Source organism: Sphingopyxis sp. SE2, assembly GCF_032227185.1.
Taxonomy (GTDB): Bacteria; Pseudomonadota; Alphaproteobacteria; order Sphingomonadales; family Sphingomonadaceae; genus Sphingopyxis.
Map to the genome: position 1 here is coordinate 191,532 of NZ_JAPMXW010000002.1, position 18,471 is coordinate 210,002.

The window sequence follows — 18,471 nt, forward strand, 5'->3', positions numbered from 1 at the left end:
CTGTCGGCGGCGCCTTCAGCGCGAGGCCGCAGACCTCGCTCTGAAATAACACTTGAACCTGTAGGTGCTACAGGCCCTATCTTGAAAAGATCGAGGAGAAAAGGAATGAGTGAGTATGTTCGAACGGACCCGGCGCGGCTGACCGGCAAACCCGAAGCAGGGACGTCGCAGGGCGGGCAAAAACTGTTGATGGCGGGCGGGGTCCTGGCCGCCCTTGGCGCATCGACCTGCTGCATACTGCCGCTTGTTCTGTTCAGCATTGGCGTGAGCGGGGCATGGATCGGAAACCTGACTGCGCTTGAGCCTTACCAGCCCGTCTTTGTGGCCGCAGCGCTTGTCTTTCTCGCTGTGGGCTTCTGGCGCGTCTACCGCCAGCCGAAGGTGGACTGTGCGGAAGATAGTGCTTGTGCTCGCCCGGGCGCGAGCCGGATTGCCAAAATCGGGCTGTGGGCAGCGACGGTGCTCGTCTTTGCAGCGGTGGCGTTCCCTTATGCTGCGCCCTTCCTTCTCGACCTCTGATGCAACCTCTCAAACCAGGAGACTTGTGACCATGAAGACCTTGTTTCGCACTGCAGTGACCGTCGCCGCCTTAACTCTCGCTGGTGGCGCTTACGCCGCCCCTCGGACCGCCACACTTGCGGTGGAGAATGTGAGCTGCGTGACCTGTGCACCAATCGTAAAAAGAACGCTCTCGCGCATCCCCGGTGTCAGCCAGGTCGTGGTCGTGGAGCGGGACGGTCGGGCCACGGCGACCGTGACCTTCGACGATGAGAAGGTCACGGCCAAGGCACTGGCCCAGGCGACCACGAATGCCGGCTATCCTTCGACCGTGACGGGCGTGAAGACCGCGGCTCTCGCGCGCTGACGTGACCGCAATGAATAATCGCGCCCTCTTTCGAACGGGCGTCATCGGAGCGGTCGTCGCGGCGCTCTGCTGCGCGACCCCAATCCTTGGGATTGCGCTGGGAGCGATCGGGCTCTCAGCACTGGTGGCCAAGGCCGATTATGTCCTGATCCCGGTTCTGGTCGCCTCGCTCGGGCTGATCGGGATCGGGCTCTACCGACGCAACGCATCTGCCCCGGCCGTCATCGACTGCTGCGAGACGGATAAGAACTCAGGAAAGTTCAAGTCATGAGTGATTGCTGCGCTCCGAGCGCAAAGAACAGGAAGCGTCGGCCTCACGGAAGCGCAGGCGCGCGCCGCCGGGTACAATTGTCGGCACTTCCGTGCTTTCGCTCGACAACGTGCCCCGCGCGCTCACGGCCCGGGATACACGCGGCCTGATCAAGCTTGTAGCGGACGGCGGCACACGCAAGCTGCTTGGGGCACACATCCTTGCGCCTGAAGGCGCGGACAGTTCCAGATGGCGATTCCTGGTGGTCGTGTTGCGGATGCCTCAGTGGTGCCGAAGCTGCCGGCTGCGCAGCCAGACGTTCAGGCCACTCGCAATGATAAGGCCGGCGATCCCGACGTAGAGGATGATCGCGCTGTCGCTTCCGAGAATCAGCGCAAGTATGATCGACAACAGCGCCGGGAAGCCCAGGCAACAGAGGGCTGCGAACACGGATCCGGCAATGCCGAGCTTGTCGAGATAACGGCTCCAAGGTCCGCCACCATCATGCCCTCTTTCATTGACCTTCATGCGTCACTCCCTCGGCTCGCCGGCTCTCACCTCGCGTGCCGTGCAGCTACTCGCCCGGAATGCTCGGGCATTCGATATGCACAACGCTTTGGTCAGTCCCATTCTCCGCGGCTTTTGTTGAGGGCACAGCGTGGAAAGTACGCCAGACAACGCTAAGTGAGAACGTTCGGAGAACCGTCGATCGGGGAAGGGGCGGGCCTCCATCGAGTAACCGCGATCAACCTGATCACAGCCTGACGTCACAGCACCCTGACATCTGTGACGTCTGACATCTTGCGGAGCTGCTCCAAGAATTCACGGTGCCGCGTGGGAGTGTCGCAGAACGAGATATGCATCCGGGTTACCCCGTCCTGTCGTTCGTATGCAAGCGGACCTTCCTGTAATCGGCATTTGCTGAGAGCGTCGTGGATGGCTTGGACAACGCTCTCGTTCTCATATGTTGTAATTTGATATTCGAGGATTTGCCACTTTTCGCCTAAGCGTTTTTCGATGAGCGCAAGCACGCGCAGCGCGGCCAGCGCCAGACCGACGCCTACGCCCGCCAACACATACTCCTGCGTGGCGGCAGCAAGGCCCAACGCGCCGTTCACCCAGATAAGAGCGGCGGTCGTCAACCCGCGCACGGTGCCGCGATGCTGCAATATAACTCCCGCACCCAGAAACCCGAGGCCCGTCACCACATTTGCCGCGACCCGTCCGGTTTCCATCCCCGGAATTGAGCGCCCAGCCAGGACGAATATGGCCGTGCCCAACGTGATCAGAAACTGTGTCCGAAGGCCTGCGGGTTTGCGCGCCAGTTCACGCTCGAAGCCCAGTGTCAGGCCGACCGTCGCGGCGGCGACAAGCGGCAGCAATGTGTCGATGATGAACTCAGAAAACGACATTGTCACAGCAGGAACGGGGGGCGGAAATCAAACGCGGCGCGACGAGAGATGATGCGCCGCATCGCCGCCGCGAACAGGCGATCGCCCGGGCGGGGGCACGGGTATGATCGCCTATGGTCAGCGATGCGGCGCTGGCCGGGCGCAATTGCGGCGACCCGCCCGGCCAAAGGCGGCAGTGGAAGGATGATTCGGAAGCAGGGTTGTCAGGCACGGGCGGATTCTTTGGCGGTGTCGGCACCGATGGCGGAAATCATTTGCTCCAGATGCCCGTCCAGCACGTCCAGGGCCGCGCGCCGCGCGGCAAGTCGTGCCCGCAGGCATAGCAGAAATTCGATGGCATCGCCGCCGCCGCCGTCCAGAGCGTGACACAGCCTGGTCAGTTCATCGAGGCCGACGCCCGCCTCGAACAAGGTGCGCACGAAGCGCATCCGCTCCAGCGCATGATCGTCATAGAGACGGTGACCGCTCTGCGTGCGGCGCGCCGGGCGCAGCAGCCCGCGCAGCACATAGTCGCGCACAATATGTACGCTCACTCCGGCATCATGGGCCAGACGGGACGCTGTGTAGGGGGCATCGGACACCTCCCTCCTCTGTCGGCAGGGCATGCGCTCCCCGGAGTTCGATCCGCGCGCTGCAAATCCGATGTCAACTGGGTTGTATGCGATCATGGCGTTGCCCGGTGTGGCGGGTGCAACAGCTGTCGATTCAGCTCCTGGCCCACACAAAAAGCCTCCCGAACGCCGATGATGGTCAACCCCGGACGCTTGGAGGCCCAGTCTTGCGCCACATGGGTAGAAGCAAAGAAATGGACGTGGCAGCAGAAGGACCGACGAACGTCGTTCGTTTCCTGCGGCGGCACCAACGACACCGCCACGTCGGCGGGTTCAACAGCCCGTATCTCGTTGGGTGACACGGTAAGCGAAACGGGCGCTCCGGTGGCAGCGCAACGCGATGAGACGCGGGCTGTACAGCCGAGCAGCGCCGGAAACATCAATGTATCCAAAGCGCACCAGGCGTAGAGGCGGCGGCCGTCGATCTCGAAGGAATGCGCCGTTTCGCGTAGGGTGAGGCCGTGGCCGATGATGTTTCCGTCATCATCATATTCGGTACTGGCGGTTTGCGCGAGCACGGCGGCGATGCGCTCATCAGGCCAGTTGAGAATCCCGGCAAGCGTGGTTCGCGATACCGGGCGCCCCTTGGCGAGTTCCCGCAACAGCGCGACGAGGAGTTCCGCGGAATCTTGAGACCGACTGATCGACGGGAAATGCTCGATATATGTAGTGGGGCTCATGACGCTCTCTTTCATCCTGCGCAGCAGGACAGTTTTGCCACATCCTTGCCGAAGCCCTGTGCGGCGAGTTTCAGGCCCTCGACCGTGGTGAGATAGGGAAAGATCGTCTCGCCCAGCGCCTTCGTCGTCATGCCGTGTTTGATCGCGAGCACCATGGTCTGGATGCTGTCGGCTCCCTCGGGCGCGACGATTTGACCGCCCAGCAGGCGATCGGACGTTTTGTCAGCGACCAGCTTGATCAACCCCCGTGTGTCGCGAGCGGCCAGTGCCCGCGGCACCTGGTCGAGGGCGACGATCGAGGTCTTGGTCTCGAAGCCCGCTGCCTGCGCTGCCCTTTCGCTCAGTCCCACGCCCGCCACCTGTGGGTCGGTAAACGTGACCCAGGGCATGACCGTATTGTCGTAGACGAGGTCGTCGCCGTTCAGCGCGTTGTGCGCGGCGAGCTTCGCGCCATAGGCCGCCATATAGACAAACTGATCGCGACCGGTGACGTCGCCGGCCGCATAGACATCCGGTCTCGAGGTGCGCATCCGGTCGTCCACGACCACACTGCCGTTGTCGGCTTGGGCGATGCCCGCTTCGACAAGGCCGAGGCCATCGGTATTCGGCGCCCGTCCGGTGGCTACGAGCACCTGCTCGGCGGCGATCACCTGCTGTGCGCCGTCGGTGGTGATACTCAGCTCGACGCCGGCAGCCGTGCGCGCGATTCCGCGATAAGTTAGTCCGGTCCGGACGGTAATGCCCTCGTCGCGGAGATAGCCGGTCAGCGCCTCGGAGATTTCCGGCTCGGCCTCCGGCAGCAAGCGGCGGCGGGTGATGAGCGTCACCGCCACGCCGACGCGCGCGAACATCTGCGCCAGTTCGCAGCCGATATAGCCGCCGCCGATGACGAGCAATGAGCGCGGTAGCGCGCCAAGTTCCAGGGCAGTCGTGCTGGTGAGATAAGGCACCTCCTCAATGCCGGGAATGTCCGGCAGGGCCGGCGAGGTGCCGGTCGCGATGATGATCTTGCCCGCTGAAATCGCGGCGCCATTCACCATCACGCCCTGCCCGTTCAGACGCGCCGCGCCTTCCAGATAGGCAACGCCGTTGTACTCGGGCAGCAGGTCAATATATTTCTTCTGCCGCAAGCTGGTGACCAGCTCGTCCTTGGCCGCGACGAGCGCGGGCCAGTTGGCCACGCTTGCTTCCCCGACCAGGCCGGGAAAGCGTTGCGCGGCCCGCACACCATGCAGCGCCTCGGCCGCGCGGATCATCGTCTTCGACGGCACGCAGCCGACATTGACGCAGGTGCCGCCGATGGTGCCGTGGCCGATCAGCGCGACATTGGCGCCCTGATCGGCGGCGGTGATCGCGGCCGAGAATCCGGCCGATCCGGCGCCGATGACGGCAAGGTCGTAGCCGCCCTTACGGCTTCCTTCGGTGGTGCAGCAGTCTGACATGTTCAGCTATTTTCCTTGTTCGTTTGTGTTTCAGTCGCACAGCAATCTGCGGCGCGTTGTCGGCGCCAGAGGCCATAGCCGGTGAGCGCGACAAAGAAGGCGAGCGCCGGCATGAGGACATAATCGATCCAGCCCAGCCAGGCCGACAACCCGATCGCGCCGAGCAGGACAACCAGCAAAGGCGTGGCGCAGCAGATCACAGCAATGAGCGAGCCGGCGATGCCGGTCTTCAGAAGCGTTGCGTCCTTCATGCTGCGGTCCTCATCCCGCCGGGCGGGCCGGATAGCCGGCATTGGTGGACGCGGCGGCAATGGCTGCGACGGTGGCGGTCGCCGGGTCATAAATGACCGTCGCCGTCTTGGCGGCGAAGTCGACAGTGACGGACTTCACTCCGGCGACGCCCAGGGCCGCCGCGCCGAGCGCGATGAGAAGGGGGCGTTTCATATGGGTTTCTCCTATGGGGTAGCGTGATCAGTAGAACAGCGGCGCCCACCAGCTGATTGTCAGGGCAAGGAGGACCAGAACCGTGGCCAGCCACAGCGCCGACTTGGTGATGCGCGAGGCTTGCGGCCGAGCGCAGTAGGAATCTTCCGCGCAGGCCCCCTTCGGCTTGAAATAGACCTGCCGGAATCCGAGCCCGATAAAGACGAGCGCTACGGCGGCGGCGTAGGGCTTGTAGGGTTCAAGGGCCGTGAGGTTGCCCATCCAGGCGCCGGAAACGCCGAGCATCAACAAGAGAAGCGGCGCGATGCAGCACGTCGAGGCGAGGATCGCTCCGACCACACCGCCCGCCGCGAACCATCCTGGCCGGCGGCTCGCCGTTGCCTTTGGCTGCTCAAGAACCTGCATTTGCATATTAGCGCGATCCATGCGACTCGCCTCTCGATTGCTATTCCACTTCATGCTACGCTCTGTAGGTACTACAGACTCAAGAGGTTTTTTGGACCGATGAGCGATCACGTTTTCGGGAAGGGAATGCAGCGCGCTGACTTGGCCAAGCTTACGGGCTGCAATCTGGAAACCATCCGCTATTACGAGAAAATCGGTATGATGCCGGACCCGCCGCGCACGGCCTCCGGCTACCGCATTTATGGCGAGGACCACGTATCCCGCCTGCGCTTCATCTTGCGCGGCCGCGAACTCGGCTTTTCGCTCGACGAAGTACGCGGCCTGCTTGCCCTCGTCGAGGGCGGCGCGCAGACCTGCGCAGAGGTCAAGGAGCGCACTGAGCGGCATCTGGCCGATGTGCGCGCGAAGATCGCCGATCTCAGGCGCATCGAGAAAGTGCTGACCCAGACCGCCGCGCAATGCTCCGGCGATATGGTGCCGGACTGCCCGATCATCGAGGTGCTCGCCTCATGACCCGCTGAGCGTTAGGATTTCGTGTTCTCCCGCAAACTACCCCTTCTTGCGCAACAGCGGAACGACTGCAATTCTCCACCCTACCCCGCCGATCAGGCGGGGCGCTCGATACCCAATCTGCGCATTTCCCGGTAGATGGTTGATCGGCCGATACCGAGCTGCCTTGCGGCTTCCGTTGGCGATATCCGGGCTTCCACCAGTTTGATGGCGGCATCGACCCTGGCCATGTCGAGGGGCTGACGGCCAGGCCGCTTTCCCTTGGCGCGGGCAGCAGCGATGCCATCTTTCGTCCGTTCGGAGATCAGGCGCCGCTCGAAATGGGCGATGGCCCCGAACACATGGAAGATCAGTTCGCCAGCGGCCGACGACGTGTCGATCTTCTCCTCAAGGCTCAGCAACGCCACGCCCTGGGCGCGCAGCTTCTCGACCGTAGCGAGAAGCTCGGCGAGCGAGCGTCCGAGCCGATCGAGGCGCACCACGGCCAGCGTGTCGCCCTTGCGGGCGTAGGCGAGAAGTTCGACGAGGCCGGGACGATCCATGCTCTTGCCGGACATGACGTCGGTGAACACCTTAATGGCACCGGCTTTCTCGAGACGTATGGTCTGCCCCGCCACATCCTGATCGCCGGTGCTGACACGGGCATAGCCCAGAATATCGCTCATGCCGGCGTCTCCCAAACGGTCGTTCTGTGGACGCTCTGAAGCGCGACCGCTTCACCCCACCCATATCCGTCCACATACTATGTCTCTTTACTCATGCCTGTCCATAGTCGCAATTGACCTTTTGTGGACAGGAATCGGCATGACAAAGCGCAAGCATCAACTCTTGACCGAAAGCGAGCGCGGCCAGATCCTCGCGATCCCGACCGATCGTGACCATCTGGCCCGGCTCTATACCTTCGAGCCTGCGGACATTGAGATCATCGGCGCGCGGCGGGAGCGACGGAACCGGTTGGGCGTCGCGCTGCAGCTCGCCCTTTTGCGGCATCCGGGCATCGCCCTCGCGCAATTGATACGCGACAGGGGAGCGATACCCCATGATCTCGCCGCTTTCGTCGCGGAGCAGCTTGGCCTGCGCGTAACTGATCTGGCCGACTATGCCGCACGGGATCAAACGATGACGGACCATGCCCGCGAGCTGGCGGCGCGCCTAGGCCTTCGGGGGCCGACCCGCGCCGATATCCCCTTTATGATAGAAGCGGCCGCGAAAACGGCATGGGCAACCGACAAGGGGATGACGATCGCAAGCGGCGTCGTCACCGCCCTTCGCGAGGCCCGGATTCTGCTACCGTCCATCTCCACCATCGAGCGCGCCAGCAGCGCGGGGCGTGCGCGTGCCCGCAAGCAGGCTGCCTACGCCCTGATTGCCGATCTCAGCACTGAACAGGTCCAAGCCCTTGACCAGCTCTTTGACGACGCCGGCGGCATGAGCCAGCTCGCATTCCTCAAGACCATCCCTGTCGCTGCCAAGCCCGATCATATCCGCCAGATTCTCGACCGCTTGCGGCAAGTGCGAAAGATCGGCATCTCCCGGGAGGTGGCTGGTCGCATCCATGCGGACCGACTTCGGCAATATGTCACGGAAGGCCGCGCTTCGCCTGCCTATATGACCGAGCGATATATTCCCTCCCGGCGGCGCGCCACGCTGGTTGCCTTCCTGCTCGATCTTGAAGAACGGCTGACCGACAGCGCCCTAGAGATGGCGGACAAGCTGATCGGCAGCATCTTCACCCGCGCGAAGAACGCCCAAACGCGCAACTATGCCACCACGTCGAAGAACGTGGCGCGACTGATGCTGATCTTTCGCAGGACGATCGACACGCTCACCGATGCGGTCGATACCGGCGAAGACCCTATAGAGGCCCTGGACGCCTCGGTCGGGTGGAACACCCTCCTGAGGGCCAGGCCGGAAGTGGCGACGATCGCGGAAACCGCCAGCCTCGACCCACTGACGGTCGCGGCCGATCGCTATGCGACGTTGCGCAAGTTCGCCCCCGACCTGCTTGAAGCGCTCCAGTTCAGGGCCGGAAAGGGCAGCGCGAAAACGATCGCCGCCATTGAAATACTGCGCACCCTCAACAAGTCGGGCAAGCGCGATCTGCCCTCCGACGCTCCGATGCCTTTCCGCAAGGAATGGCGGAAAATCGTTGTGGGCGATGACGGCAAGATCAACCGGCGGCTCTGGGAAATCGCGACGATCGCGCATCTTCGCAACAAGCTGCGTTCCGGGGATGTCTGGGTGGAGCGATCGGCGGGATACCGCCGGTTCGACAGCTACCTGCTGAGCGTACCGAAGGCGAAGCCGATCGTGTCGGCTCTTGGCCTGCCACCCACAGCCGGCGAATGGCTCGAACAGCGGGGCCGCGAACTGGACTGGCGGCTGAAGAAATTTGCCCAGCGCCTGAAGCGCGACGCTCTGGAGGGTGTGCGATACCGCGACGCCCGCCTCCAGATATCGCCGGTACGCGCGATCGCGACGCCCGACGCCGAAGCGCTGGCCGACCGGCTCGATGCCATGATGCCACGTATCCGCATCACCGAGCTGCTGCATGAGGTGGCGCGGGAAACCGGCTTTCTTGCGGCGTTCACCAACCTGCGCACCGGCGAGCCGTGTCCCAATGAAAACGCGCTGCTCGCCACGATCCTCGCCGATGCGACCAATCTCGGCCTGTCGCGCATGGCGGCGGCGAGCCAGGGCGTCACGCGCGATCAGCTCCTGTGGACCCATGACGCCTATATCCGCGACGACAGCTACCGCGCGGCGCTCGCCGTCCTCATCAATGCGCACCACCGCCTGCCATTCTCGCGGGTCTGGGGCGATGGCACCACGTCCAGTTCCGATGGCCAGTTCTTCAGGGGCGCGAAGCGCGGCGCATCGGGGGGCGACATCAACGCCCGCTATGGCGTCGATCATGGCTTCAGCTTCTACACCCATAATTCCGATCAGCGCGCGCCTTACCACGTCAACGTGATCTCAGCGGCGACGCATGAGGCGCCCTATGTCCTCGACGGCCTCACCAGCCACGGCACCGATCTGAAAATCGCCGAGCATTACACCGACACGGGCGGGGCGACCGATCATGTCTTTGCCCTGTGCGCCATGCTTGGATTTCGCTTCTGCCCGCGCCTGCGCGACTTTCCCGACCGACGGCTCGCGACGATCGCGCCGGTTGCAGCTTATCCGTCCCTCACCCCGCTATTGGGAAAGCGCATCCGGTCCGACATCATCGCTGAGCAATGGGACGACGTGCTGCGCCTCGTAGGGTCGATCAAGGCCGGACACGTGGCGCCGTCGGTCATGCTGCGAAAGCTCGCCGCCTATGAGCGGCAGAACCAGCTCGACGTCGCGCTACAGGAAATCGGCAAAATCGAGCGGACGCTGTTCATGCTGGATTGGCTGGAAAATCCCGATCTACGCCGGCGATGCCATGCCGGCCTCAACAACAGCGAGCAGCGCCATGCCCTGACGCAGGCGATCTACACATTCCGCCAGGGTCGGATCATCGACCGCAGTCATGAGGCACAGAAATATCGCGCATCCGGCCTCAACCTGGTCATCGCCGCGATCGTCTATTGGAACACGATCTACATGGATGCCGCTGCCCAACATCTCCGGTCAACATCGGTCGCGGTGCCTGATGATCTGCTTGCCCATACCTCCCCTGTTGGCTGGGAGCATATTGCTTTCTCCGGCGATTTCCTCTGGGATAGAGCCGCTGCTTCCAATGGCCGCAAGGCCCTCAATCTGCCGCCGGATAGCCGCGTCGCCTAAGCGTTCCCTGACTGTTCGTCCTTAGCGTTGTCTGGCGTACTTTCCACGCTACGCCCTCAAGGACACCTTGGGCTTTGCGATCGGCTTACGCAGCACGTTACCGGGGTCGAGGAAGGTACGCTGCACGGCGACCAGGCCGAGGTCGTTTTCGATCGAGGCGACCATCGCCGGCATGATGCGCTTGTCGGCGCCGGATCCGAGGACGGTCGCCGGGTTGAAGCGGAGAGCCTTGGGGAAGGGGACGGACAAGCCGCGGGCGAGGAGATACTCCTCGGCCAGGGTGCCGGCGACCGACTTGCTGGCCTTCCAGAGCCGCTGTGCGAGCGCGCCCATGTCGCGCTTGGGCTTCGCTTCCGGCATTTCCAGCGGGCTGCGATCGTGCAGCTTCATCCGCTGCAATGTCTTCATGATTTCGATGGAGGTGCAGCCTGCGAAGCAGTGGAACAGGATGGCCGTATCGCCGAGGCGAACCGACAGGCTGGGCGATCCATCGTTGTGCGCGGGGCAGCGGCATTCGCCGCGGCCGCCGCGCCACACACCGCCGAGCTGCTCGACGATGCTCTTGGCCCGGCTCTCAGCTTCAATCGGGAGTCTCGCCTCCGCGATCGTCCTTTGGGTCTGATAGACTTCACTCATCACGCGCCTCCAGGAATTGGAACCGAAGGCCCCAAAGCATCCTCACCTCTGCGCTGAGGATGCGGCGCTCAACGACGATGGCGCAGCTGCCCGCTCGCATCTCGAGGCGGGCTTCCCGATCTATTACAGCGAAGCGGACACTCCGGCTGGCGCGATCATCAAGGAATCTCCCGGTGGCCGCCGCGAGCTGATCTGGGTCGATGTCGAGGGCGAGCACTTCATCCGAGCGATGGCGTGACGCCGCTCTTGCGTTTATGTATCAGTTTTGATACTGAGGGCGCGTGAAGTCGATCCTTTTTTTAGGTGACAGTCGGCAACGGTTGCGGGAGTTTCCTGAGAAAGCGCGGTCGAGGGCGGGCTACCAGCTCCGCCAAGTTCAAAATGGCGACGATCCTGCGGACTGGAAGCCCATGACGACGGTTGCGCCGGGCGTGCGGGAAATCAGGGTGAGGGAAGCGGCCGGTGCGTTCCGGGTCATCTATCTCGCTGCGGTCGAGGAAGGCGTCTTGGTGCTCCACGCTTTTCAGAAAAAGACGCAAGCGACCGCGCAAAAGGATCTCGACCTGGCGGCAGGCCGGCTCCGAGCATGGAAGGACGAACGATGAACGTGGAGACATTCGATAACGTCTGGGATGCGCTGACCGACACCCCGGCCCAATCCGCCAACATGACGGCGCGCTCCGATCTGATGATCGCGCTAACCCGACATGTGAAGGCGTGGAACCTGTCCCAAGAAGCCGCTGCCAGCCGGCTCGGCATCACGCGGCCCCGGTTAAACGATCTGCTGCGGGGCAAGATCGACAAGTTCTCGCTCGATGCGCTGGTCAACCTAGTCAGCGCCGCCGGGCTTCATATCGAGATGCGGGTCGCGGAGGCAGCGTGATGAAGGAAACAGCTCGATCCCGAGTTGCAGGACCAGCTCGACAAGGTGCCGAACGCCGTGCCGAGCTGAAAGTAGGGAAGGGTGCACGATTCGAGAGTGTCGAAGCGCTGATGGCGGACCTTTATGCGGACGATTGAGGCAGAGTGCCGAAGCGAGGGCTGGGCGATGAATGCTGACGAACCACCTACCCCGCCGTGCTTTGCCCCTGCGGCGATCAAGAAGCTTCGCGAGAAGAACAAGGTCAGCCTGACGGTGTTTGCCCGCTGCCTCAACGCCAGCGCCAGTACCGTCTGGCGGTGGGAAGCCGGCACCGCGAAGCCAAGCAGCTTCGCGCGCAAGCTGCTGGCCGTCGTCCAGAAGCATGGCCTACAGGTTCTCGCATAGACGGAAGATCGTGATGGCTCTCACCCGCTCCTTCAAAGACACTGTGCAGGCACGCGCGCAGGTCGATCCGGCCTTCCGAGCGGCGCTTCTAGCCGAGGCCATGAACGCCCTGCTCGCCGGCGACGTCGATACGGGAACGACTGTGCTGCGGGATTACGTCACGCCGGAAGTTCGGGATGCTTGACCAAGCCGCACGCCATCGTCGAGTTGCGCGGGGCCGCGCGGCGCCACTGCATCTGGCCTGGTGTGTGATACCACGATAGCCAGCGCGATCAGCGACCTATTCGCCTGACCGGAGATCCCGTCGGCCGCTAGGCCAGGCCACCGGGTCGGGGGCGGGGTAGTACAAGGGCGCGGTGGCCCCGGGCGGCCTCCGTTGCCCATGCGCCAGATAAACTGAAGACCGCCTCCGGAAAGGCAGACCGGCCGGTGGTCGGCCTTGTCCACCTAAGCGCCTCTTCATCGCAGGTGCTCGATCTTCAGACCCTTCACCTTGACCTTGCGCCACTCGCTGTCGGTGGTGAAGGCAGGAACCCCCAAGCTGAGAGCAAGCGCGAGGCAGGAACGATCGCCAAGTCCGCGCCCGAATTCCTTGGTCTGCTTATGGAGCGCTGCCGCGGCGTAAGCAGCTTCGAGATCGTGCGGACGAACGTCGAGGCGCAGTTCGCCGAGCAGCTCGCGGATCATCGGCTCCTCCAATCCGCTGATGAGGAGTTCTTTCACAACCTCGTGCAGGTTGACGGCTGAAATAGCCGCGCGGCCAACATGCTCAATCACCTTGTCGCCGCCGGGTTCGTCGCGAACCAATGCGAGCACGGCCGAGGCATCAAGCACGGCTGATGTCACTTTCCCTCCTCAGCAGCCTGGGCGGTGCCTTGGTCTTCCAATTCCCGGGCCACCTCCTCCCTCCTGTCCGCCAGGAACTCGTCTGTTGAGCGGGCGGCATTGGCATGTTGCCGATATAGCTCTCTTGCGCGGGCGACGCCGTGTCCGATCGGTGACAAACGTACTTCGTCGTTCTCCAGTGTGAGGATGACTTTCGTCTCCCCGGTGAGGCCCATGGCTTTGCGCACCGATCGAGGTAGGATCAGTCTACCATTCTCCGCCACACGAACATCCATGGTCAGGGCCATCCGGTTCACCTCCGCTAGAAATGGCGTCCACACCAATATGACATTTGCAGCGAGAGTCCACAAGTCACGCGATGCCGCTGGAGGGAGAAGGGCAGGGCCATAGCGTCCTTTCGGGTATACCGCTGAGGAACATCGACGTGGAACGCGAAACCCTGTGCCAGAACGGTCCTCTGCAAAATTCTGGAACATATTGGTGAGATGGTTTAGACCGTTTCGGAACAGAACGGGGTAGGGCAGGTATGTCGATCTATGGATACGCGCGGGTTTCGACGGCCGGGCAGGACCTGACGATCCAACGCGCGGCTTTGAGAGCGGCTGGTTGCACGGTGATCCGGGAAGAGAAGGTCTCCGGCAGCAAGCGCAAGGGTAGGGCGGAGCTCGAGACGCTGCTCGCGTTTCTGCGGGAGGGCGACACGCTTGTGGTCACGCGCATCGACCGGCTCGCTAGATCACTCAAGGACCTGCAGGATATAGTGTATGACCTCAAGGGGCGGGGGGTCGCGCTGAAAGCAACGGAGCAGGCCGTCGACACATCAACCGCGGCCGGCAAAGCCTTCCTAGACATGCTTGGTGTGTTCGCGGAGTTCGAGACCAATTTGCGCCGCGAGCGGCAGATGGAAGGCATCGCCGAAGCGAAGGCGAGGGGAGTCTACGCGGGCAAAGGCCGCAAGCCTTCGATCGACAGCGCTGAGGTGCAACGGTTGGCGAGCGAGGGAATGCGCCCCGCCACCATCGCTCGAACGCTCGGGATTGGGCGAACCTCCGTCTATCGTTGCTTGTCGGCCTAGAAGCAATCGACTGGGCAGACCTCGACGCTCGCCTGATGACGCCTATGCGCCAACCTCAGCCGTCGCAGACGCGCACGCCGCTTCCCCAGAGGTGGAGGGTGCGTCATTGCTAATGACTTTAGCCCGGCGCGTCCGCCGACGCTCGAAACCGCGATGCGGTGGCACCGACGAGCAGGCTAAGGATTATAGGCGTATGAACATGATCGATGATGTTGCCGACCAGCTCAACCAAGGCTGCTTCTGCACGACATTGAACCGGGCTCGCCTTGAGGCGGCCTTCGTGCGTGAGGTTGAGGATCCTGCATTGTTGGAACTGCTCCGGGAAGGTCGTCCGCACCTCTTTTCGAACATTTCCGTGTTCATTCACAATGACAGCTTCGCTGAAATGGCGAGGGCTGTCCGGACCATCGAAGCAGTCGTAAAGCTCCCGGAATATACCAAGCGGGTGCTGGACTGGGCACCGGCGATCGCCCGAATCGATCACGGCCCGGCGGGTGCCTTCATGGGGTATGATTTCCATGTGGGTGCCGATGGGCCGAAGCTTATCGAGATCAACACGAATGCTGGCGGCGCTTTTCTCAGCGCCGTTTTAGCGAGGGCACAGAGCGCCTGCTGCGGAACCAGCCCGTCCTCGCGTCCTGGGTTCCCGGATGACTTCGAACGGGCGGTAGTCGGCATGTTCGAGCAGGAATGGCGCCTGCAGGGTAAGAGCGGACGACCCAGCCGGATCGCGATCGTCGACGATCGGCCTGACGAGCAGTATCTCTACCCGGATTTCGTCCTCGCAAAGAGGCTGCTCGAGCGTAACGGGTTCGAGGTCGTCATAGCTGATCCGGAGGATCTCACCTACCGTGCGGGTCAGCTGATCTGCGACGGGGTGCCTATCGACCTGGTATACAATCGTGTTGTCGATTTCTCGTTTGCAGAGTCCGGTCACCGAGCGTTGCGCGAGGCGTTTGAGCGCGGGGAGGTTGTTTTCACACCCAATCCCCACGTCCACGCCCGGCTCGCCGATAAGCGGAACCTCACGCTGCTCTCCAATCCCGAGGAGCTTCGGGCCTTTGGCCTATCGGAGTGCGACATTCAGTTCCTAACCGACGTGATCCCGTCGACGATGTCGGTCACCACGAAGAATGCCAGCGAGCTGTGGGCTGCTCGGCGAGATTTCTTTTTCAAACCTGCCAGGGGCCATGGCAGCAAGGCGGCATATCGCGGGGCAAAGCTCACGAAGCGGGTTTGGGCGGAAATAGTTGAAGGCACCTATGTTGCGCAACGATTTGCTCCACCAAGCGAGCGCATGGTATCCATTGATAACGCGGCCGAACCCCGTAAAATAGACGTGCGTCTCTACACCTATCGGGGTGAAGTGCTACTCACAGCCGCCCGGCTCTACAAAGGCCAGACGACCAACTTCAGAACAGAAGGCGGTGGTTTTGCGCCTGTGCTCCGAACCTCGATGCTGGAACAATGTCCTGACTGAAGTGGTCGGGCTCCCGAAAGTGGCAAAAGCGGGCGCGTCAGCAGCTACGTGGTAGTAGCGGGTGAGAATAGCTCCAGGAGCTTCTGGACGACCTCATCATCGCTGGCCATCGCTGTCGTCGCTTCCTTGAAGTTCACGATCTCAGTGCCGCGCGATGGACCAACGAAGTGAACTCCCGCCTTTCTGAGCTTCGCGACGTTCTCCTGGACGAAGGTGCATTCCCACATGGCGATGTTCATAGAAGGAGCGATCACCAGCTCTGCGGTGGATCCGACCGTGACACACGCCGACAAGGACACGAGATCGTCGGCAATCCCGTTCGCGATCTTCGAGATCATGCTTGCCGTGGCCGGTGCAATCAGGAAAACCTTATGAGCTTCGATGAAGTTGATGTGGTTGTGCTGGAAGCTGTCGAAGAGGTCGGTAGCCACCGGCATGCCGGTCAGAATCTCGAGCGAGTAAGGCGTCAAGAACCGCTGGGCGCTCTTGGTCATCATGACCTCAATCTGTGTACGGTATTCCTTGCGCAGCTTCATGATTAAGGACGGTATGAACAAGACGCCGACAGAGCCTGTGCAACCAAGCAGGAGCTTCTCGATCATGCTGCGGCGTTCCTTCTTAGCTCGGCGAGTTCCAGACTGCAGTTTTGGCAATTTCCAAGCCTGCGGCCAGGTGAATTTCGGTCAGACGTAGGTGGAGCGATTTTTTTATGCAGCACCCGGTTGTGTTGGGAGCGCCGCTTGATCGAGCGGTATGAAGCAGGATCGTCTTCCACTCTCCGGGATCTGAAACGTAGGTACGCGAGGAGGAGAGTGGCGATAGCGAGCGCTCCTATGGTGCCGACCCGATGCTCTGCTACCATTCGTGCGTCCACGACCTACCCTGCGCCCGGTACGGGCGCAGGCGAGAAATACTTCTCGTATTTGTCTGGCTCTCCGTTGTGCTCGTCTGCGTCGGCAGGCGGAACGCCTTTTCGAGTGATGTTAGGCCATTTGGGAGCGAAGGTAGCGTTCAAGTCGAGCCATCTCTGCAGCCCCGGTTCGGTGTCCGGGAGAATGGCTTCGGCGGGGCATTCCGGTTCGCACACGCCGCAGTCGATGCACTCGTCGGGATTGATCACCAACATGTTCTCGCCGGCATAGAAGCAATCGACCGGGCACACCTCGACGCAGTCCATGTACTGGCATCTGATGCAGTTCTCGGTCACGACATAGGTCATCGGAGGCACCGGGAGCGGGCGAGAGACGAATCTTTGGGCTTGTGGAGCTGTCGCACCACAGGAACATAGCTCGCCTGTGTCATTTCACCCTCAGATACTTGAGCAAAGCTGCTGCCGTTAAGGCCATGAGGCCGACGGCTAGAAGCCAGAACAGGCCCATCAGGGTCATCATCCAGCCAGAGCCCATACAGTTTGTCATGATCTGTTGGTTTTCCAACATTATGAAGCCCTCCACTCGGATCACCCTGCGCTCAGGCAGATACTTTCGGCGGGCAGGATATCCCTCCACCGCTTCACGAGCTCACGATAAGCTTCTCCGACTGGCCTGATTTTGCGGTCGAGATCGAACAGCCCCAAGGCGTTGACGTTGCCGTTGTCCTCGCGAAGAGCAGTGTCCCAATCGACCTGATCGATGAGGCTGTACCAGGTGAACCCGACGATCGGCACGCCATCCTGCTTCAGCCGCAGCATGTTCAGCCACTCCTTTTCGAGCCAGTCGGGCGCCCGTTCGGCATCCGCGAGATTGGTCTCGGTGTGCATTACCGGCAGGTGGTATCGATCGTAATATTGCTTGGTGATGATGTAGTAGCCGAAGATCTCCCCTGAGGCGGTGACAGGACCGTCGCCGGGGGAGACCATGTGCTCGTTCGTCAGGTAGTAATCATTCCCCATGATGGAGAAGGGCTTGTACCTTGGCGCGCACTCCATGAACCAGTCATACTCTTGGCGGCTCATGCCGTTGTCCGTCAGGTACTGATACATGCAGGCGCGAACATCATGGCCGTAGCAGAGGTCGAGCGAAAGGAACCGCTTCTCATTCAGGAAATCGGCACGACCCGCCGCCTCGGGTACGCTGGAGTGGAAATATTCGGTGGACTCGCTCTGGATGAAGAGCGTTCCGGCCTGGCCGCGCGCGGCGAGGATTGCCTCCTCCGCAAGGAGGTTGGCTCGCGCAAGGTGCTTCAGGGCCGTGACGAAGGCGCGATCCGACGTCAGCCGCTCATTCCACCATCCAAGCTGTGCCGAGAAGTTGGCAGCGATGAAGATCTCGTTCACCGGCGTGTAGAGCCGCACCCACGGAAAGCGCTCCGCAAAGGCGCCGGCATAGCTGGCAAAGAGCTCCGGAAAATCGGGATTTTGGAAATCGCCGATCCAGTCGGGCACTCCGAAGTGGCACAAATCGACGATGGGAGTGATGTTGAGGCGCTTCAGCTCCGCGAAGGTCTCGTCAGGGAAGGCCCAGTCGTACTTGCCGGGACCGAGATGCGTCAGGTGGTATGGGGGGCCGTAGCGGAGATATTCGATCCCAAGCTCGGCAACCAGCGCGAAATCCTCCCGCCAGCGCTCATAATGGCCGGTCTTCGCCATCTCATCGACACGTTGAGTCCTGCCGTCCGCACCGGTGATAACGGGGTAGCTGTTCTCGATTCCCGTCGCAAACATGAACTGATGCCGCGTCGACGCGGCACTGCTTTTAGGAGTAGGCCAGCGGGCTGAACCATTCATAAGCAGTGCGGTCATCAGCGCGCCTTTACGTCAAATTTAGAGAAATGGA

28 protein-coding genes are annotated in these 18,471 nt (G+C 62.0%); 13 read left to right on the plus strand and 15 right to left on the minus strand.

The genetic code is table 11. The annotated features are described in order from the left end of the window. Positions 1–105: 105 nt before the first annotated feature. The 4 genes from OVY29_RS21505 to OVY29_RS24750 all read left to right on the plus strand — a co-directional run bounded on the left by OVY29_RS21505 (position 106) and on the right by OVY29_RS24750 (position 1,476). Positions 106–519, plus strand: a complete 414-nt coding sequence (locus OVY29_RS21505; RefSeq protein ID WP_409581490.1) for a mercuric transporter MerT family protein — start codon at positions 106–108, stop codon at positions 517–519. Between the two features lie 31 nt (positions 520–550). Continuing rightward, entirely contained in the window at positions 551–865 is a 315-nt protein-coding gene (locus OVY29_RS21510; RefSeq protein ID WP_313912222.1) for a cation transporter, read from the plus strand. 10 nt (positions 866–875) lie between these two features. Next, positions 876–1,136 (plus strand): mercury resistance system transport protein MerF, encoded by a 261-nt coding sequence (gene merF / locus OVY29_RS21515; RefSeq protein ID WP_037515948.1) that lies wholly within the window; start codon positions 876–878, stop codon positions 1,134–1,136. Between the two features lie 109 nt (positions 1,137–1,245). Continuing rightward, the gene (locus OVY29_RS24750) at positions 1,246–1,476 is read left to right on the plus strand and encodes a hypothetical protein (RefSeq protein WP_409581498.1); all 231 of its coding nucleotides are present in this window, start codon (positions 1,246–1,248) and stop codon (positions 1,474–1,476) included. On the opposite strand, the gene OVY29_RS21525 is transcribed toward OVY29_RS24750, so the two are convergent. From OVY29_RS21525 to OVY29_RS21560, 8 genes are all read right to left on the minus strand, one after another. Further along, complete coding sequence (locus OVY29_RS21525; RefSeq protein WP_037515924.1) at positions 1,398–1,643, minus strand: hypothetical protein; 246 nt, start codon at positions 1,641–1,643, stop codon at positions 1,398–1,400. The genes OVY29_RS24750 and OVY29_RS21525 overlap by 79 nt on opposite strands. Before the next feature lie 239 nt (positions 1,644–1,882). After that, positions 1,883–2,527, minus strand: a complete 645-nt coding sequence (locus OVY29_RS21530; RefSeq protein WP_004213231.1) for an MgtC/SapB family protein — start codon at positions 2,525–2,527, stop codon at positions 1,883–1,885. A 203-nt stretch (positions 2,528–2,730) separates the two neighbouring features. Beyond that, positions 2,731–3,132, minus strand: coding sequence for a mercuric resistance transcriptional repressor MerD (merD, locus tag OVY29_RS21535; RefSeq protein WP_037492485.1), 402 nt, complete (start codon positions 3,130–3,132; stop codon positions 2,731–2,733). Positions 3,133–3,191: 59 nt separating this feature from the next. Next, positions 3,192–3,818 (minus strand): organomercurial lyase MerB, encoded by a 627-nt coding sequence (gene merB, locus OVY29_RS21540; protein ID WP_004213233.1) that lies wholly within the window; start codon positions 3,816–3,818, stop codon positions 3,192–3,194. An 11-nt stretch (positions 3,819–3,829) separates the two neighbouring features. Next, entirely contained in the window at positions 3,830–5,260 is a 1,431-nt protein-coding gene (merA, locus tag OVY29_RS21545; protein ID WP_004213235.1) for a mercury(II) reductase, read from the minus strand. A 2-nt stretch (positions 5,261–5,262) separates the two neighbouring features. Beyond that, entirely contained in the window at positions 5,263–5,511 is a 249-nt protein-coding gene (gene merF / locus OVY29_RS21550) for a mercury resistance system transport protein MerF (protein WP_004213237.1), read from the minus strand. Positions 5,512–5,521: 10 nt separating this feature from the next. Further along, positions 5,522–5,704 (minus strand): cation transporter, encoded by a 183-nt coding sequence (locus OVY29_RS21555; RefSeq protein WP_313912223.1) that lies wholly within the window; start codon positions 5,702–5,704, stop codon positions 5,522–5,524. A 27-nt stretch (positions 5,705–5,731) separates the two neighbouring features. Beyond that, positions 5,732–6,130, minus strand: coding sequence for a mercuric transporter MerT family protein (locus OVY29_RS21560; protein ID WP_004213240.1), 399 nt, complete (start codon positions 6,128–6,130; stop codon positions 5,732–5,734). A 78-nt stretch (positions 6,131–6,208) separates the two neighbouring features. On the opposite strand from OVY29_RS21560, the gene OVY29_RS21565 reads away from it, so the two are divergent. Beyond that, a complete protein-coding gene (locus OVY29_RS21565; protein WP_004213241.1) occupies positions 6,209–6,622 on the plus strand; it encodes a MerR family transcriptional regulator in 414 nt (137 codons plus the stop codon). Positions 6,623–6,714: 92 nt separating this feature from the next. Here the strand turns inward: OVY29_RS21565 and OVY29_RS21570 are convergent, their stop codons facing one another. Continuing rightward, the gene (locus OVY29_RS21570) at positions 6,715–7,284 is read right to left on the minus strand and encodes a recombinase family protein (RefSeq protein WP_004213243.1); all 570 of its coding nucleotides are present in this window, start codon (positions 7,282–7,284) and stop codon (positions 6,715–6,717) included. Positions 7,285–7,423: 139 nt separating this feature from the next. Between OVY29_RS21570 and OVY29_RS21575 the strand changes: the two genes are divergently transcribed. Then, positions 7,424–10,393: a Tn3 family transposase gene (locus OVY29_RS21575; protein WP_004213245.1), complete on the plus strand. Its 2,970-nt coding sequence runs from the start codon at positions 7,424–7,426 to the stop codon at positions 10,391–10,393. A 48-nt stretch (positions 10,394–10,441) separates the two neighbouring features. Here the strand turns inward: OVY29_RS21575 and OVY29_RS21580 are convergent, their stop codons facing one another. Continuing rightward, a complete protein-coding gene (locus OVY29_RS21580; protein WP_235212043.1) occupies positions 10,442–11,029 on the minus strand; it encodes a hypothetical protein in 588 nt (195 codons plus the stop codon). Positions 11,030–11,045: 16 nt separating this feature from the next. Here OVY29_RS21580 and OVY29_RS21585 point away from each other — a divergent pair, with 16 nt between their 5' ends. The 5 genes from OVY29_RS21585 to OVY29_RS21605 all read left to right on the plus strand — a co-directional run bounded on the left by OVY29_RS21585 (position 11,046) and on the right by OVY29_RS21605 (position 12,480). Next, positions 11,046–11,267 carry a hypothetical protein gene (locus OVY29_RS21585; RefSeq protein ID WP_037515922.1) on the plus strand — a complete coding sequence of 74 codons (222 nt, stop codon included), beginning with the start codon at positions 11,046–11,048 and terminating at the stop codon, positions 11,265–11,267. Positions 11,268–11,310: 43 nt separating this feature from the next. After that, the gene (locus tag OVY29_RS21590; RefSeq protein ID WP_037515920.1) at positions 11,311–11,634 is read left to right on the plus strand and encodes a type II toxin-antitoxin system RelE/ParE family toxin; all 324 of its coding nucleotides are present in this window, start codon (positions 11,311–11,313) and stop codon (positions 11,632–11,634) included. Further along, on the plus strand, positions 11,631–11,912 hold the full coding sequence (locus OVY29_RS21595; RefSeq protein ID WP_037515918.1) for a helix-turn-helix domain-containing protein: 282 nt from the start codon (positions 11,631–11,633) through the stop codon (positions 11,910–11,912). Before OVY29_RS21590 ends, OVY29_RS21595 begins: the two co-directional genes overlap by 4 nt. A gap of 165 nt (positions 11,913–12,077) precedes the next feature. Continuing rightward, positions 12,078–12,296, plus strand: a complete 219-nt coding sequence (locus OVY29_RS21600; protein WP_152568114.1) for a helix-turn-helix domain-containing protein — start codon at positions 12,078–12,080, stop codon at positions 12,294–12,296. Between the two features lie 13 nt (positions 12,297–12,309). Next, positions 12,310–12,480, plus strand: a complete 171-nt coding sequence (locus tag OVY29_RS21605) for a hypothetical protein (protein ID WP_037515944.1) — start codon at positions 12,310–12,312, stop codon at positions 12,478–12,480. A gap of 275 nt (positions 12,481–12,755) precedes the next feature. Here the strand turns inward: OVY29_RS21605 and OVY29_RS21610 are convergent, their stop codons facing one another. Continuing rightward, positions 12,756–13,142 (minus strand): type II toxin-antitoxin system VapC family toxin, encoded by a 387-nt coding sequence (locus OVY29_RS21610; RefSeq protein ID WP_037515916.1) that lies wholly within the window; start codon positions 13,140–13,142, stop codon positions 12,756–12,758. Beyond that, entirely contained in the window at positions 13,139–13,429 is a 291-nt protein-coding gene (locus OVY29_RS21615; protein ID WP_037515914.1) for an AbrB/MazE/SpoVT family DNA-binding domain-containing protein, read from the minus strand. The genes OVY29_RS21610 and OVY29_RS21615 overlap by 4 nt, the downstream gene beginning before the upstream one ends. Before the next feature lie 239 nt (positions 13,430–13,668). Here OVY29_RS21615 and OVY29_RS21620 point away from each other — a divergent pair, with 239 nt between their 5' ends. Beyond that, positions 13,669–14,217: a recombinase family protein gene (locus tag OVY29_RS21620; RefSeq protein WP_037515912.1), complete on the plus strand. Its 549-nt coding sequence runs from the start codon at positions 13,669–13,671 to the stop codon at positions 14,215–14,217. Positions 14,218–14,410: 193 nt separating this feature from the next. Continuing rightward, on the plus strand, positions 14,411–15,697 hold the full coding sequence (locus tag OVY29_RS21625; protein ID WP_037515909.1) for a hypothetical protein: 1,287 nt from the start codon (positions 14,411–14,413) through the stop codon (positions 15,695–15,697). 44 nt (positions 15,698–15,741) lie between these two features. Here the strand turns inward: OVY29_RS21625 and OVY29_RS21630 are convergent, their stop codons facing one another. The 3 genes from OVY29_RS21630 to OVY29_RS21640 form a co-directional block, all read right to left on the minus strand. Beyond that, positions 15,742–16,299 (minus strand): flavoprotein, encoded by a 558-nt coding sequence (locus OVY29_RS21630; RefSeq protein WP_052187599.1) that lies wholly within the window; start codon positions 16,297–16,299, stop codon positions 15,742–15,744. 275 nt (positions 16,300–16,574) lie between these two features. After that, positions 16,575–16,916, minus strand: a complete 342-nt coding sequence (gene fdxA, locus OVY29_RS21635; RefSeq protein WP_313912224.1) for a ferredoxin FdxA — start codon at positions 16,914–16,916, stop codon at positions 16,575–16,577. A gap of 240 nt (positions 16,917–17,156) precedes the next feature. Further along, positions 17,157–18,437 (minus strand): family 1 glycosylhydrolase, encoded by a 1,281-nt coding sequence (locus OVY29_RS21640; RefSeq protein WP_235212042.1) that lies wholly within the window; start codon positions 18,435–18,437, stop codon positions 17,157–17,159. Positions 18,438–18,471 lie beyond the last annotated feature (34 nt).

What these genes read in the sequence shown, in the direction of transcription:
- OVY29_RS21505 (WP_409581490.1), top strand. Translation starts at nt 106, where the DNA reads ATGAGTGAGTATGTTCGAACGGACCCGGCGCGGCTGACCGGCAAACCC.
- OVY29_RS21510 (WP_313912222.1), top strand. Translation starts at nt 551, where the DNA reads ATGAAGACCTTGTTTCGCACTGCAGTGACCGTCGCCGCCTTAACTCTC.
- merF (WP_037515948.1), top strand. Translation starts at nt 876, where the DNA reads ATGAATAATCGCGCCCTCTTTCGAACGGGCGTCATCGGAGCGGTCGTC.
- OVY29_RS21525 (WP_037515924.1), bottom strand. Translation starts at nt 1,643, where the DNA reads ATGAAGGTCAATGAAAGAGGGCATGATGGTGGCGGACCTTGGAGCCGT.
- OVY29_RS21530 (WP_004213231.1), bottom strand. Translation starts at nt 2,527, where the DNA reads ATGTCGTTTTCTGAGTTCATCATCGACACATTGCTGCCGCTTGTCGCC.
- merD (WP_037492485.1), bottom strand. Translation starts at nt 3,132, where the DNA reads ATGCCCTGCCGACAGAGGAGGGAGGTGTCCGATGCCCCCTACACAGCG.
- merB (WP_004213233.1), bottom strand. Translation starts at nt 3,818, where the DNA reads ATGAGCCCCACTACATATATCGAGCATTTCCCGTCGATCAGTCGGTCT.
- merA (WP_004213235.1), bottom strand. Translation starts at nt 5,260, where the DNA reads ATGTCAGACTGCTGCACCACCGAAGGAAGCCGTAAGGGCGGCTACGAC.
- merF (WP_004213237.1), bottom strand. Translation starts at nt 5,511, where the DNA reads ATGAAGGACGCAACGCTTCTGAAGACCGGCATCGCCGGCTCGCTCATT.
- OVY29_RS21555 (WP_313912223.1), bottom strand. Translation starts at nt 5,704, where the DNA reads ATGAAACGCCCCCTTCTCATCGCGCTCGGCGCGGCGGCCCTGGGCGTC.
- OVY29_RS21560 (WP_004213240.1), bottom strand. Translation starts at nt 6,130, where the DNA reads ATGGATCGCGCTAATATGCAAATGCAGGTTCTTGAGCAGCCAAAGGCA.
- OVY29_RS21565 (WP_004213241.1), top strand. Translation starts at nt 6,209, where the DNA reads ATGAGCGATCACGTTTTCGGGAAGGGAATGCAGCGCGCTGACTTGGCC.
- OVY29_RS21570 (WP_004213243.1), bottom strand. Translation starts at nt 7,284, where the DNA reads ATGAGCGATATTCTGGGCTATGCCCGTGTCAGCACCGGCGATCAGGAT.
- OVY29_RS21575 (WP_004213245.1), top strand. Translation starts at nt 7,424, where the DNA reads ATGACAAAGCGCAAGCATCAACTCTTGACCGAAAGCGAGCGCGGCCAG.
- OVY29_RS21580 (WP_235212043.1), bottom strand. Translation starts at nt 11,029, where the DNA reads ATGAGTGAAGTCTATCAGACCCAAAGGACGATCGCGGAGGCGAGACTC.
- OVY29_RS21595 (WP_037515918.1), top strand. Translation starts at nt 11,631, where the DNA reads ATGAACGTGGAGACATTCGATAACGTCTGGGATGCGCTGACCGACACC.
- OVY29_RS21600 (WP_152568114.1), top strand. Translation starts at nt 12,078, where the DNA reads ATGAATGCTGACGAACCACCTACCCCGCCGTGCTTTGCCCCTGCGGCG.
- OVY29_RS21605 (WP_037515944.1), top strand. Translation starts at nt 12,310, where the DNA reads ATGGCTCTCACCCGCTCCTTCAAAGACACTGTGCAGGCACGCGCGCAG.
- OVY29_RS21615 (WP_037515914.1), bottom strand. Translation starts at nt 13,429, where the DNA reads ATGGCCCTGACCATGGATGTTCGTGTGGCGGAGAATGGTAGACTGATC.
- OVY29_RS21620 (WP_037515912.1), top strand. Translation starts at nt 13,669, where the DNA reads ATGTCGATCTATGGATACGCGCGGGTTTCGACGGCCGGGCAGGACCTG.
- OVY29_RS21625 (WP_037515909.1), top strand. Translation starts at nt 14,411, where the DNA reads ATGAACATGATCGATGATGTTGCCGACCAGCTCAACCAAGGCTGCTTC.
- OVY29_RS21630 (WP_052187599.1), bottom strand. Translation starts at nt 16,299, where the DNA reads ATGATCGAGAAGCTCCTGCTTGGTTGCACAGGCTCTGTCGGCGTCTTG.
- fdxA (WP_313912224.1), bottom strand. Translation starts at nt 16,916, where the DNA reads ATGACCTATGTCGTGACCGAGAACTGCATCAGATGCCAGTACATGGAC.
- OVY29_RS21640 (WP_235212042.1), bottom strand. Translation starts at nt 18,437, where the DNA reads ATGACCGCACTGCTTATGAATGGTTCAGCCCGCTGGCCTACTCCTAAA.